The sequence below is a fragment of the Nonomuraea sp. NPDC050451 genome, assembly GCF_044458585.1.
The window spans coordinates 1220234-1233153 of record NZ_JBITHZ010000001.1 but is presented as its reverse complement, the minus strand read 5'-3'; the positions used below and the strand labels follow the sequence as shown (position 1 = coordinate 1233153).

Annotated in this window: 13 protein-coding genes; 8 read left to right on the top strand and 5 right to left on the bottom strand. The window is 72.4% G+C overall.

Annotated features, from left to right (window positions below):
* Position 1: 1 nt before the first annotated feature.
* The 3 genes from ACIBI9_RS05730 to ACIBI9_RS05720 form a co-directional block, all read right to left on the bottom strand.
* Entirely contained in the window at positions 2–556 is a 555-nt protein-coding gene (locus tag ACIBI9_RS05730) for a hypothetical protein (RefSeq protein ID WP_397220748.1), read from the bottom strand.
* A complete protein-coding gene (locus ACIBI9_RS05725) occupies positions 553–1968 on the bottom strand; it encodes an alpha/beta hydrolase family protein (protein ID WP_397220747.1) in 1416 nt (471 codons plus the stop codon). The genes ACIBI9_RS05730 and ACIBI9_RS05725 overlap by 4 nt, the downstream gene beginning before the upstream one ends.
* Before the next feature lie 111 nt (positions 1969–2079).
* Complete coding sequence (locus ACIBI9_RS05720) at positions 2080–2538, bottom strand: MarR family winged helix-turn-helix transcriptional regulator (protein WP_397220746.1); 459 nt, start codon at positions 2536–2538, stop codon at positions 2080–2082.
* Between the two features lie 198 nt (positions 2539–2736).
* Here ACIBI9_RS05720 and ACIBI9_RS05715 point away from each other — a divergent pair, with 198 nt between their 5' ends.
* The 8 genes from ACIBI9_RS05715 to ACIBI9_RS05680 are packed head-to-tail and all read left to right on the top strand — an operon-like array spanning position 2737 to position 10532.
* Complete coding sequence (locus tag ACIBI9_RS05715) at positions 2737–4191, top strand: aldehyde dehydrogenase family protein (protein ID WP_397220745.1); 1455 nt, start codon at positions 2737–2739, stop codon at positions 4189–4191.
* A gap of 10 nt (positions 4192–4201) precedes the next feature.
* The gene (locus ACIBI9_RS05710; RefSeq protein ID WP_397220744.1) at positions 4202–5302 is read left to right on the top strand and encodes an NAD(P)-dependent alcohol dehydrogenase; all 1101 of its coding nucleotides are present in this window, start codon (positions 4202–4204) and stop codon (positions 5300–5302) included.
* Between the two features lie 12 nt (positions 5303–5314).
* Positions 5315–6220 carry an SDR family oxidoreductase gene (locus tag ACIBI9_RS05705; RefSeq protein ID WP_397220743.1) on the top strand — a complete coding sequence of 302 codons (906 nt, stop codon included), beginning with the start codon at positions 5315–5317 and terminating at the stop codon, positions 6218–6220.
* A 2-nt stretch (positions 6221–6222) separates the two neighbouring features.
* Positions 6223–7095, top strand: coding sequence for an amidohydrolase family protein (locus tag ACIBI9_RS05700; protein ID WP_397220742.1), 873 nt, complete (start codon positions 6223–6225; stop codon positions 7093–7095).
* Complete coding sequence (locus ACIBI9_RS05695; RefSeq protein ID WP_397220741.1) at positions 7092–7547, top strand: MaoC family dehydratase; 456 nt, start codon at positions 7092–7094, stop codon at positions 7545–7547. Before ACIBI9_RS05700 ends, ACIBI9_RS05695 begins: the two co-directional genes overlap by 4 nt.
* A gap of 12 nt (positions 7548–7559) precedes the next feature.
* Positions 7560–9038, top strand: coding sequence for a long-chain fatty acid--CoA ligase (locus ACIBI9_RS05690; RefSeq protein ID WP_397220740.1), 1479 nt, complete (start codon positions 7560–7562; stop codon positions 9036–9038).
* A gap of 39 nt (positions 9039–9077) precedes the next feature.
* Positions 9078–9599 carry a hypothetical protein gene (locus ACIBI9_RS05685; protein WP_397220739.1) on the top strand — a complete coding sequence of 174 codons (522 nt, stop codon included), beginning with the start codon at positions 9078–9080 and terminating at the stop codon, positions 9597–9599.
* Positions 9600–9632: 33 nt separating this feature from the next.
* Positions 9633–10532 carry a DUF4097 family beta strand repeat-containing protein gene (locus tag ACIBI9_RS05680; RefSeq protein WP_397220738.1) on the top strand — a complete coding sequence of 300 codons (900 nt, stop codon included), beginning with the start codon at positions 9633–9635 and terminating at the stop codon, positions 10530–10532.
* 309 nt (positions 10533–10841) lie between these two features.
* On the opposite strand, the gene ACIBI9_RS05675 is transcribed toward ACIBI9_RS05680, so the two are convergent.
* Entirely contained in the window at positions 10842–11948 is a 1107-nt protein-coding gene (locus ACIBI9_RS05675; RefSeq protein ID WP_397220737.1) for a hypothetical protein, read from the bottom strand.
* Positions 11949–12049: 101 nt separating this feature from the next.
* Positions 12050–12841, bottom strand: a complete 792-nt coding sequence (locus ACIBI9_RS05670; RefSeq protein ID WP_397220736.1) for a phytanoyl-CoA dioxygenase family protein — start codon at positions 12839–12841, stop codon at positions 12050–12052.
* Positions 12842–12920 lie beyond the last annotated feature (79 nt).

Genomic DNA, 12920 nt, shown 5'->3' with positions numbered 1-12920 from the left:
GTCACCCCCGCCGATTGGGCCAGAGGTCCGGGTAGTAGCGCGGGCAGACGCAGTTCCTGTCGTCCTGCGGCGGGTCCACGACCTGGCCCGTGATCGGTGCCAGCAGCGCCTCGATCGCCTTGGCCGAAGCGACCGCGGCCTCGGTGACGCTGTAGGGGTCGACGGCGTCCGCCACGCTGATGTCCAGCCGATCCCCGTGCGACCAGACATGGGCACGCTGCCCGGCGATCTCCACGTGCCCCGGCTGCCCGACCCCCGGGAAGCGCGGCATGGCGACCGGGAAGCGGGCGAACTCGGCCGCGGTGTAGGCGACGCCGGGAACCGGCCGCGGGTGGCCGGGGCCGAGCCGCGTCACGGGCACGCCGAGCGCCGACAGCGTCCGCACGAGGTCGTCCTGCGTCTCGACGCGCAGGCCGGCCAGCAGTTGGTCGCCGTCGTTGGCGTGTCCGCCGTACGCGCGGCAGAACCGGAAGTAGACCAGCTCGCGCGCCCACGCGTGCAGCCGGGCCGGCGGGTGGCGCTCGTAGAGGTAGTCGGTCCAGCGCTTCCCGTTCACCCGCCGGATCGTACCTCGCTGTCCGCGTGGTGGACGGTGAGGTCGCCGTACGGCGACAGCCGCGCGGCGAGGTCGCCCGGCTTGCCGCCTAAGGTCGCGTCGAGGAACGCGGCGCTGGTGGCAGCCGTGATGCGCAGCCCCTCGGTACGCCCCAGCGACCCGGCCAGCGCGGGCACGGGCGGAAGGTAGAGCGGCGCGTCCGTGAACGTCAGATGCGCCGTCCCGGGGACGGTGAGCCGGTAACTCGTGGCGGTGCTGAGCTCGAGCACCTGCGTGAGGCGAGGAATGTAGGTCGGGTTGTCCGCCGGGTCCACCGGGTGGGTGAGCGCGAGCACCGGCTGGCGGAAGGGCCGCGGCTCGGGGTCGTGGGGAGCGCCGTCCAGGTCGATGACCGCCGCGAACCGGGAGTCCTGACGGGCCGCCCGCAACGCGGCGGCCCCGCCGATCGAGTGGCCGGTCACCGCGGCCCGAGCGGTGTCGAGGCGACCGGTCAACGGACCCGCGATCTCACCTCGGTCAAGACGGCCCAGCTGGGTCAGGACGAAGCCGAGGTCGTCGGCGCGGACCGCCGTCCAGCCGGCCGCCCGCCGCTCGTCCTCACGATCGTCGCCGGTCGCGGCGACCCGGGTGCGGACCGTCCGGCCGTCGGCGAGCACGACGGCGGCGGAGTCGTACGGATGGTCGAGGGCCACCACGACGTAGCCGAGACTGGCAAGCTCTTCCGCCCAGGCGGTGTTCTGGGTGCGCACTCCCCCGAGCCCCGGCGAGAACAGCACCACGGGGAACCGTCCGCCGGCCACGGCGGCACCCGGCACCGAGCGGGTGCGCGCGGTCGAGGCGCCGTCGAGCAGGAACGCGGGCGCCCCGAGGTAGTCCGCCGCGGCGCCGGAGACGACGCGCGCCTCCCGCTCCGTGCGTCCGAGGTACACGGACCGCGCGGCGCCCGCGGCACTCCCCTGCGCCGGGTACCAGAACTGGACGACCACCGTGCGCCGGTCATCCGGGTCGGGCGTCGCGGGCTCCGGACGGCCCGGATCGGTCCACTCCAGCACGAGGGTGCCGACCGGGAACCGGCCCGACGGCTCGGGGAAGACGGGCACCGGAAACGCCCACGAGGCCACCGGCCCCGCGGCGACGAGGCCGGCGCACACCGCCCAGCCCGGCAACGCCAGCCACCACGGAACCCGCCACGCGGGCCGGCCCAGCAGCACGGGCAAGCTGACCGGCAGCAGGATGGCGGCGCCCGCGAGAACCGGCACGAACTGCCAGCGCACCCCGGCCAGGACCAGCGCCGTCGCGGAGAGCAGCACAACCGCCGCCGCGCCGATCGCGACCGGCCGGCGGGCACGGGACGGAAGCCGATGTGCGACCACCAGCAGCACGGTGCCCAGCACCACAACGATCTCTGGCAACGACATCCCCAACGTCACCCGGCCATTGTTGGGGAAACACCCATCCCGCCGCGTCCACCTGAGGTCTGTCTTTCATGTCCGACCTACGGTTGACACCATCGCCGAAGAGCTTCACAGGAGAGCCCGCCACGCCTTGGAGAGGGCGTGGCGGAGCTGGCCCACCTGCCGCGAGGACAGGTCGGCGATCATGAGCTCCTCGAGCGAGCGTACGGGCCCGGCGAGGCGGGCCAGGAGTTCGCGCCCCGCGTCGGTGAGGAGGATGTGCAGCTCGCGGCGGTTGGCCGGGTTGCGCTCGCGCCGGATGAGCCCGCGCTCCTCCAGGGCGCGCACCAGGTCGGCCACGGACTGGGCGGTGACGAACGAGTCGCGGGCCAGCTGGGCGGCCGACAGCCCGTCGTGCCGCTCCAGCACGGTGAGCGCGGTGTACTGCGTCACGGTGATGCCGGCCGGCCGCACCAGCTCGTCGAGGCGTGAGCGGACGACGAGCTCCACCTGTTTGACCATGTAGAGCAGCGACGGCGGCGCCTTGTCCGCGGCCGCTCCCGCCTGCTGTTCCGCCGTTGCGGTCATCCACCTGCTCCTGAGTCGTCATCGGGGAGATCCAGGCTAGGCCATTGACAGGAAACCTGTTGGCAACAAGACTGCCCATCGACAGGTTTCCTGTCAATCGAAGGCGGCTTGTCCTCGGCGTACCCGGTTTTCTGCCGTGTGGCCGAGGCCACTCCGAGGCCCCGCCATGGGCGGAATCCGTGAGAGAGAAGCGCGACCATGAGCGATCCCGAGTTCGAGGAAGGCCGGCTGTTCATCGGCGGCCAGTGGCGCGAGGCGGCCAAGGGCGGCCGGACCGACGTGATCGACCCGTCCACCGGCCGGGTGGCCGGCACCGTGGCCGCGGCGGACGAGACCGACGTCGACGCGGCCGTGACGGCCGCCCGCGAGGCGTTCGACCACGGCACCTGGAGCACGACGAGCGCGCGGGAGCGGTCCCGGATGCTCAACAAGATCGCCGACCTCATGCGGGAGAACGCCGGCGAGCTCGCCCGGCTGGAGAGCCTCGACGTCGGCAAGCCCGTCGCCCTGTGCGGCCCCGTGGACGTGCAGACCGCGATCGAGCACTACGAGTTCTACGCCGGGCTGGCGCAGACCCTCGACGGCGCCACCCGCGCCACGCCCATGAACGCCTTCGCCTACACCCGCCGCGAGCCCGTGGGCGTGGTCGCCGCGATCACCCCGTTCAACTTCCCGCTGATCCTGTCCAGCACGAAGCTCGCCCCCGCGCTGGCGGCCGGGAACACCGTGGTGCACAAGCCCGCAGACGACACGCCGCTCACCGCCCTGTTCATGGCGGAGCTGTTCCAGGCGGCGGGCGTACCGGACGGCGTGGTCAACGTCGTCACCGGCACGGGGCCGGTGGCCGGCGAGGCGCTGCTCCGGCACCCGGGCATCGACAAGGTCGCCTTCACCGGGTCGACCGCCGTCGGCCGGCACGCCGCCGCCGTGGCGGGCGAGGCGCTCAAGCCGGTCACGATGGAGCTCGGCGGCAACGCCGCGCACATCGTGTTCGAGGACGCCGACGTGGAGAAGGCGATCGGCGCGATCATCAAGGGCTTCGTGTTCAACACCGGCCAGTTCTGCATGGCCGGGCCGCGACTGCTGGTGGCCCGGCCGCTCCATGACACGATCGTCGGGATCCTGGCCCAGGCCGTCCCGGGGGTCCCGGTGGGCGATCCGCGCGATCCCGCGACGGTCGTCGGGCCGATGGCCGCCGACCGGCACCTGAAGAAGGTCGAGGAGTACGTCGCGCTGGCCCGGCAGGAGGGCGGCCGCGTCGTGTGCGGCGGCGAACGGCTCGACCTGAACGGCGGCTACTACTACAGACCGACCGTCATCGCCGACCTGCCGGACGACTCGCGGGCCGTGCGGGAGGAGATCTTCGGTCCCGTCCTCACCGTCCAGCCGTTCGACTCGGAGGACGAGGCGATCGCGCTGGCCAACGGCATCCGCTACGGCCTGGCGGCGGGCATCCAGACCGGCGACGTCGCCCGTGCGCACCGCGTCGCGGCCAGGCTCCAGGCGGGCATCGTCTGGGTGAACGACTGGGCGATGCTCGACCCGGCGGTGCCCTTCGGCGGGGTGAAGGACTCCGGGTTCGGCCGCGAGTCCGGCCCGGAGGCGCTGGCCTCGTACACCAGGACCAAGTCCGTCGTCGTCTCCCTCGGCTGAGGAGTTCATCATGGTCACGACCACGGCGGCCGTCGTCGAGTCAGGCGCGGCGCCCTTCACCCTCACCGACGTCGAGCTCGACGAGCCGCGCCACGACGAGGCCGTCGTCCGCATGGTCGCCGCCGGCCTGTGCCACACCGACCTGTCGGTGGCCTCGGGCGGGCTGCCGTTCCCCCTGCCCGGCGTGCTGGGCCACGAGGGCGCGGGGGTCGTCGAGGCGGTCGGCCCGGCGGTCACGGCGGTCGCGCCGGGCGACCACGTCGTCCTGTCCTTCACCTCCTGCGGCGCCTGCGCCAACTGCCGCGGCGGCCACCCGGCCTACTGCGCCTCCTGGCTGCCGCTGAACCTCATCGGTGGCCGGCGGGCCGACGGCAGCAGCACCATCACCCGCGCCGGCGCGCCGATCGGCGGTCACTTCTTCGGGCAGTCGTCCTTCGCGCGGCGGGCGCTGGTGGACGAGCGCAGCCTGGTCAAGGTCGATCCCGAGGTGCCGCTGGAGACGGTCGCGCCGCTGGGCTGCGGCGTGCTGACCGGCGTGGGAGCCGTCTGGAACGTGCTCCGTCCCCGGCTCGGGGACACCGTGGTCGTCCTCGGCGCCGGTTCGGTCGGGCTGTCGGCCGTGATGGCGGCGGCGCTGAGTCCCGCGACGGCCATCATCGCCGTCGACAGGATCTCCGAACGCCTGGAGCTGGCCCGCGAGCTCGGCGCCACCCACACCGTGGACGCGAGCCGGGCCGACGTCGCCGAGGCCGTCATGGAGCTGTCCGGCGGAGGCGCCGACGGCATCGTGGAGACCACCGGCAGCGTCGCCGTGGCCCGCAAGGGCGCCGACGCGCTCGCCGCCCGCGGCACGCTCGTCCTGGTCGGCGCGCCGCCGTTCGGCACCGAGCTGGCCCTGGACGTCAACGCCATGCTGCCGGGCAGGCGCGTGACCGGCCTGACCCTCGGCGACGCCGAGACCCGGGCCGTCATTCCCGCCCTGGTCCGGCTCGTCCGCGCCGGCCGGCTGCCGGTGCGGAAGCTGATCAGCCACTACCCGTTCGACGACATCGATCGCGCCGCGCAGGACATGGCCGCGGGCAAGGCGATCAAACCCGTGATCACGTTCTGAGAGGTGTTCCGCATGGATCTGACCGGCAAAGTGGCGATCGTCACCGGCAGCGGGCGCGGCCTCGGCCTGGCCTACGCCGAAGCCCTGGCCGCGGCGGGCGCCGCGGTGGTGGTGAACGACGTCGACCAGGAGGCGGTGGACGCCGCGGTGGCGAAGATCACCTCGGCGGGCGGCCGGGCCGTCGGCGTGGCCGCCGCGGTCGGCGGCACGGCGGCGGCCGACCACCTGATCGAGGCGAGCGTACGGGAGCTCGGGCACCTCGACGTGCTGATCACGAACGCGGGCATCCTGCGCGACCGGGTGCTGTGGAAGATGTCCGACGAGGACTTCGACGACGTCGTCAACGTGCACCTGCGGGGCACGTTCACCTGCGCCCGCGCGGCGGCGGTGCGGATGCGCGAGCAGGGCACGGGCGGGCGGCTGATCCTCGTCGGCTCGCCGGCCGGCCAGCGCGGCAACTTCGGCCAGACCAACTACGCCGCGGCCAAGGCCGGCATCGTCGCGATGGCCCGGACCTGGGCGATGGAGCTGGCCAAGGCCGACATCACGGTCAACGCGGTGATCCCGGTGGCGGCCACCGAGATGACCAAGACCATCCCGGCGTTCGCGCCGGTCATCGCCGAGTCCGAGCGCACCGGGGAGCCGCTGCCCGGCTGGCTGCGCAGGGACGAGGGGCTGGGCACGGTCGAGGATGTGACCGGGCTGATCACGTACCTGGCCTCGGACGCCTCCAAGGGCGTCACCGGGCAGGCGATCGGCGTCGGCGGGGACCGGCTGGCCCTGTGGGCGCACCCGAAGGAGAAGGCGGTGGCGTACGCCGACGGCGGCTGGAGCGCCGAGGCGATCGCCGGGCAGTGGCACACGGGCGTCGGCGCCGAGCCCGAGACCTACGGCATCCCCGCCCCCAAGGGAGCCTGACGGTGAACCTCGACGAGCTGGTCGCGATCGACGTCCACACCCATGCCGAGATCTCCAAGGACGGCCACGGCTCGCTGAGCCCGGCGTTGTTCGGCGCGTCCGAGGAGTACTTCGGCTCGCACGAGCGCCCCACCGTCCCGCAGATGGCCGCCTACTACCGGGAACGGAAGATGGCCGCGGTGGTGTTCACCGTGGACGCCGAGCACGCCACCGGCCACCCGCGCATCGCCAACGAGGAGATCGCCGAGAGCTGCGCCGAACACGCCGACGTGCTGATCCCCTTCGCCAGCGTCGACCCGCACAAGGGCAGGGCGGGGGCGCGGGAGGCCCGCCGCCTGGTGGAGCGGCACGGGGTGCGCGGCTTCAAGTTCCACCCCAGCATCCAGGGGTTCGCCCCGAACGACCCGATGGCCTACCCCCTGTACGAGGTCATCGAGGAGCTCGGCGTGCCCGCCCTCTTCCACACCGGGCAGACCGGCATCGGCGCGGGCGTGCCCGGCGGGGGCGGCATCCGGCTCAAGTACTCCAACCCGATGCTGGTCGACGACGTGGCCGTGGACTTCCCTGAGCTGCGCGTCATCCTGGCCCACCCGTCCTTCCCCTGGCAGGACGAGGCGCTCGCCGTCGCCACGCACAAGCCGTACGTCCACATCGACCTGTCCGGATGGTCGCCGAAGTACTTCCCGCCCCAGCTCGTCCGGTACGCCAACAGCCTGCTCCAGGACAAGGTGCTCTTCGGCTCCGACTACCCCGTCATCACCCCGGACCGCTGGCTGGCCGACTTCGCCAAGCTCGACATCAAGCCCGAGGTCCGCCCCAAGATCCTCAAGGACAACGCCGCCCGCCTGCTCGGCCTCGACAAGGAGACCTCATGACCACGGTGAACGGACTCGCGGAGATCAAGGCCCTGGCCGGCCGCGACCTGGGCCACAGCGCCTGGCTGGAGATCACCCAGGAGCGGGTGAACACCTTCGCGGACGCCACGAACGACCACCAATGGATCCACGTGGACACCCGGCGGGCGCAGGACGGCCCCTTCGGCGGCACCATCGCCCACGGCTATCTCACCCTGGCCCTGGTCATCCCGCTGTTCAACGAGGTGCTCGACATCCAGGGCGTGAAGATGAGCATCAACTACGGGCTGGAGAAGGTCCGCTTCCCCAGCCCGGTACGCGTCGGCGCCAAGGTCCGCCTGGCCGCGAAGGTCACCGAGGTCGAGGACGTGCCCGGCGACGGCGTGCAGATGCTCTGCGACTTCACCGTCGAGATCGACGGCGTCGGCAAGCCCGCCTGCGTCGCCCGCGCCGTCTACCGCCACTACGCCTGAGGTGACGGGACGGTGTTGAACGCAGGGCTCGGCGGGTGGCCGGCCAGGCGGGCCGCGATGTCGCCGGACCGCACTGCCTTCGTCTTCCGCGGCCGCGCGACGACGTACGCGGAGGTGTTCGACCGCGCCACCCGGCTGGCCGGTCAGCTGCGCGCGGCCGGGGTGCGCAAGGGAGACCGGGTCGCCTACCTGGGGCAGAACCACCCGGCGTTCGTGGAGACGATGTTCGCCACGCACATGCTCGGCGGCATCTTCGTGCCGCTGAACTTCCGGCTCGCCGCGCCGGAGATCGACTACCTGCTGGCCCACAGCGGGGCGACGGTGCTCGTCCACGCCCCCGAACACGCCTTTGGGCAGGCCGTACGCACGGTGGTGGCGCTGGGCCCCGACTACGAGGGCTGGCTCGCCGCCGGCGACCCCACGCCCGTCGACGTGCCGGTCGGCCTGGACGACGTGGCCTGCGTCCTGTACACCTCCGGCACCACGGGCCGGCCCAAGGGCGCCACGCTGACGCACGGCAACCTGATCTGGAACTGCTACAACCTCCTGGTCGGGGTGGACGTCGCCGCCGACGAGGTGACGCTGGTCAGCGCGCCGCTGTTCCACGTGGCGGCGCTCAACCAGTGCCTGCTGCCCACGTTCCTCAAGGGCGGATGCTCGGTCATCATGCCGTCCTGGAGCGTGGACGCCTGCTTCGACCTCATCGCCGAGCACCGCGTCACCTGGATGTTCGGCGTGACCACGATGTTCGCCGCGCTGGCGCGGTCGCCCCGGTGGGCGGGCGCCGACCTGTCGTCCGTACGCTGCCTGATGGCGGGCGGCGCGGCGGTCCCGCCCGCGCTGATCCATGCCTACCAGGAACGCGGCCTGACCTTCTGCCAGGGTTACGGCCTCACCGAGACCGCGCCGGGCGCCACGTTCCTGGAGGCGGGCGAGAGCGAACGCAAGGCCGGATCCGCCGGGGTCCCGGTCTTCTTCACCAATGTCCGCTGTGTCCGCCCCGATCTGACCGACACCGCCCCTGGCGAACCCGGCGAAGTGATCATCCAGGGCCCGAACGTGACCCCCGGCTACTGGGACGACCCCGCCGCCACCGCGCGGGCCTTCTCCGAGGGCCGGTGGTTCCACTCCGGCGACATCGCGTACGTGGACCCCGACGGGCACTTCCACATCGTCGACCGGGTCAAGGACATGTACATCTCCGGCGGCGAGAACGTCTACCCGGCCGAGGTCGAGGCGGCCGTCTACGAGCACCCCGCGGTCGCCGAGGTCGCGGTGATCGGCGTGCCGGACGCCACGTGGGGGGAGGTCGGCCGGGCATTCGTGATCATCGTACCCGGGGGCGAGCTGACCATCGGCGAGCTGCGGGCGTTCCTGGCGGGGCGGCTGGCCAAGTACAAGCTCCCCGTGTACCTCGACGTCGTGGACGACCTGCCCCGCACCGGCTCGAACAAGATCCAGAAAAGCCGCCTGCGCGCCGCGGCCGGGTGACACCTGGCGCTGGCGTCATTTTGGCGTCATAATGACGCCATGGATCTCAAGCCGTACGTCGACAGGCTCCACAGGGACCTCGCGGTCGCCGCGGAAGCAGGGGGCGAGCACGCGCGCGCCCTCGCCGAGCGACTGCTCTCACCGCTCGAGTCATCCGTCCGGCTCATCCTGCTGGAGGTCCTGTCGGCGGCCGCCGACGAGATCACGCGCGAGCTGGCACCCGGTTCGGTGGAGGTCCGCCTGCGCCGCGGCGATCCCGACTTCGTCCTGACGCGTTCCCCGGCGGGGCACTCGTCCGACGCCCTCGACGACGGCGGGCCGTCCGGTGCGGAGGTCCAGCCCGCGGACCCGCCGGGCGCCCAGGACGGCGGCACCGCCCGCATCAGCCTTCGGCTCCCCGAGCACCTGAAGGTCCAGGTCGAGGAGGCCGCCCGCCGGGAGGGCCTGTCGGTCAACACCTGGCTGGTCCGCGCCGTCGCAGCCACGGTGGAGTCCGGCGGCCGCCGGCCGGCGGGGCGCGGCTCGGCGAGCGGGCGCAGCTACACCGGCTGGGTCGGCTGAGGCCCGCACGCACACAACCACGAGGAGGGCTTCATGCCGACATTCGACACACCCGACCCGATCTCGGTCAGCATCGACCTGCCCGGCGCCGAGGTAATGATCATCGCGAGCGACCGCACCACCACGGTGGTGGACGCGCGGCCGGGCGACGGCGAGGACGGGGCGGCCGCGGTCCAGATCGGCTACGCGGCCGGCAAGCTGGTCGTCAAAGGCGCACACCAGGAGTCCGTCCAGTCCCGTCATGCGGGCGCCGGAGCAGGGGCGCGGCGCCAGGGCTGGGGCCTGTCGGCGCTGGCCGGCCTGTTCGGCGACTGGGGGGAGTCGGTCCGCGTGACGATCGAGCTGCCGTCGGGCTCGCACGTACAGAGCTCGACGATAGCGGGCGAGTTCCACTGCACGGGCCGGTTGGGAGACTGCCGGCTGCGGACCGACCACGGCGACATCCGGCTCGACCAGGCCGGCGCGATCCAGCTGACCAGCGACAGCGGCGAGATCGCCGTCGAGAGCGCCACCGGCCGGGCCGAGGTCTCCACCGCGTCCGGCGAGATCAGGATCCAGGAGGTGGACGGTCCCGCGTCGATCAGGAACGACGACGGGGAGTGCTACATCGGCGAGGTGACGGGCGACCTGCGGCTGATCGGCACCAACGGCGACATGCAGGTCGGGCGCGCCCACGGCGGCGTCGAGGCGAAGAACGTGCACGGCAGCGTGCGGATCGGCGAGGTCGCGCGCGGCTCGGTCGTCCTGACGAGCACGACCGGCGACCTCGAGGTCGGCATCCGGCAGGGCACCGCGGCGTTCCTCGACGTGAGCACGGCCAACGGCAGGTTGCTCAACTCCCTCGACGCCCGCGAGAGCCCGGAAGGGTTCGACGAGGCGGTCGAGATCCGCGCCCGCAGCCACGACGGCGACATCACGATCCGCCGCGCCTGACATCGCGACGGCCCCTCTGCCGCAAGCCCCTCGCCGGGCTCGCGATGCGGTACTTCTCCGGGTCGCGGTCGGCGGCCTGCACTGCCGGCGTGACGGTCTCGCCGGCCCTGATGCGGCCGTCCAGTTCGACGTCCTCCGGCGCGGTCCGCGCTCCGGTGTGCGATCGCTCTCAGTGGCGGTTGCCTGCTGGGTATCGGTGCGGTGCGTTGCGGCGGGAGACTCCCCGCCACTCCACCGGCGGCCAGGCGCAGACCGGAGCGAGCCTGTCGATCGCTCTTGCCGCCTGACTCGACGTCGATCGTCTCGGGGTCAGGAGGCACTTCCGTTGCGGAGCAGGCCGGCCAGCTGCTGTCGCGTCTGAACGAGCAGCTCTGGAACCGCGCGGCGGGACAGGGAGATCGCCTTGCGCGCGACGCGGCGGCCGTCGCGCGTCCGGCCGGCGGCGCTCAGCACTTGCGCGTGTGCCGTGAGCGCCGAGAGCAGCGCCGGAGTGTAGGACAGGGCGTCCTGCCTGGCCGCTGACCGTGTCACCTGAACCATCCGCACACTGCCGGAGATCGCCTCGTCAGGATCCGTCCGGCAAAGAATCTTCGCGTGGGTGCCGGTAACGCGGGCCAGGAGTTGAAGATACTCACCGCGGTACACGTTGATCAGCCGCTCGCAGCACTCGACCGCCTCCTGGGCGTCCGCGAGTGCGTCCTGCTCTCGACCGGCGGCAAGTTCGCAGGTGGCGCGGATGTCCAGGACGCCGGCCAGGGCGGGCAGGTAGCGGTAGTCGTCGCGCGCGCTGATCGTACGCAACGCCGTCAGGGCCTCCTGGCTCGCCGCCAGGGCCTCGTCGTGCCGCTCGGCGACACTGAGCAGGCTTGCCCGGGTGGCCAGCGTCAGAGCCACGTCACGCTCGTGGTCGGGGCCGCCCCGCCACTCGCCGAGGCCCTCCCTGCGGATCCGCAGAGCCTCGGCGTTCACCTCAAGCGCCTCCTGCGGCCGTTCGGCCAGCTGGAGCATACCCCGGTGAGCGTCAAGTGCCTCGGCGAAGTCGTCGAGATGCTCGCGGCGGCGGTCGGGGTCACCGTCCAGCAGGCTGCGATGATGCTCGATCCGTTCGGCGCTCACCTTCAGTGCCTGTTCGACCCGGCCCATGCCGAGCAGGGCCTTGGCATGCTGGTCCAGGGCGATGGTCAGCTGGGGCAGGTAGCGCTCGCGGTCGGCCTGGGAGCGGGCCCGCAGGGAGTCGGCCGTGGCGGCGAGCTTGCGGATGCCCCGCCGCTTCCAGATCGATGGCAGGAGCCAGCCCAGGCCGATGATCGCGGCGAGCGGCAGCACCGTCGCCCAGCCCGGCCACACGATGAAGGAGATCAGTGCGGCACCGGCCACCAGCCCCAGGAGGACCATGACCGCGCAAGATCGCATCATGACGACCAGTGTGACGCCCGGCGACCAAAGCGCAATCCCGGGCACCGTACCGAGCGGGGCGGCCCTCCTGATTTCCCGGAGGGCCGCTGTACGCCGGTCGGCTAGGCCCAGGGGCGGGGGAAGGTGTCGCCGTCCAACCGGTCGCCCGCGGTGAGTCCGAGTGGGTCGGTCACGACGTGCTCGGCCCCGCTGTAGCGGGTCGCCTCGTCCATGTAGATGGTGACGTGCGCGAGCCGGGCCTGGTCGGTGCGGTTGGGCAGCGCCATGTGGCCGGTGTAGCCGCTGTGGAAGGTGCAGTCGCCGGCGCGGAGCGGCACGGTGACGCGGGGGATCCAGCGCAGGGACGGGTCCGCCTCGAACAGGTCTTCCTCTTCGTGGAGGTCCTGCGGGCGCAGGCCGGCGCGATCCTGGGTGCCCGGCAGGAACGTCATGCAGCCCCGCTCCGGAGGGACGTCGACCAGCGCTATCCACACCGACAGCGGGAGCCGGTCGCCCGTGTGCGGCCAGTACGGACGATCCTGGTGGAACTCCGTGGCGGCGTTGTTGTGCGGCTCCTTGACCAGCATCTGGTCGTGCCAGAGCCGCAGCGAGAACCCGGCGAGCTGTTCGGCGATCCGGCCGATCCGCGCGTCGAACGTGAGCTCCCGCAGCGTCCGGTCGCGCTGCCAGACGTTGACCAGCTGGCTGAAGGTGCCCTGCTTCTCCAGGCTCTCCGCGCGATGCGCCTCCAGGAACGCCTCGGCGCCGGCCCGGAACCGCTCGACCTGGTCGGGCTCGAGCACGCCTCGTACTCGGACGAAACCGTGTTCGCGGTACGCCGCCACCAGTTCGTCCGGCACCCGGCCATCGGCGCCGACGTCGCTGATGGACTGCTCGGTCGTGGTCGTTGCCATCGCTGACCTCCAGGATTCTTGCCGTTGGGATACCGCAAGCCTCGTCGAGGCGTGCCGTCACGGGCTAGGCCGATCCCGG

Bases quoted from the DNA above. Each gene is read 5' to 3' on its own strand.
- ACIBI9_RS05720 (WP_397220746.1), bottom strand. From the start codon at position 2,538: ATGACCGCAACGGCGGAACAGCAGGCGGGAGCGGCCGCGGACAAGGCG.
- ACIBI9_RS05715 (WP_397220745.1), top strand. From the start codon at position 2,737: ATGAGCGATCCCGAGTTCGAGGAAGGCCGGCTGTTCATCGGCGGCCAG.
- ACIBI9_RS05710 (WP_397220744.1), top strand. From the start codon at position 4,202: ATGGTCACGACCACGGCGGCCGTCGTCGAGTCAGGCGCGGCGCCCTTC.
- ACIBI9_RS05705 (WP_397220743.1), top strand. From the start codon at position 5,315: ATGGATCTGACCGGCAAAGTGGCGATCGTCACCGGCAGCGGGCGCGGC.
- ACIBI9_RS05695 (WP_397220741.1), top strand. From the start codon at position 7,092: ATGACCACGGTGAACGGACTCGCGGAGATCAAGGCCCTGGCCGGCCGC.
- ACIBI9_RS05685 (WP_397220739.1), top strand. From the start codon at position 9,078: ATGGATCTCAAGCCGTACGTCGACAGGCTCCACAGGGACCTCGCGGTC.
- ACIBI9_RS05680 (WP_397220738.1), top strand. From the start codon at position 9,633: ATGCCGACATTCGACACACCCGACCCGATCTCGGTCAGCATCGACCTG.
- ACIBI9_RS05675 (WP_397220737.1), bottom strand. From the start codon at position 11,948: ATGATGCGATCTTGCGCGGTCATGGTCCTCCTGGGGCTGGTGGCCGGT.
- ACIBI9_RS05670 (WP_397220736.1), bottom strand. From the start codon at position 12,841: ATGGCAACGACCACGACCGAGCAGTCCATCAGCGACGTCGGCGCCGAT.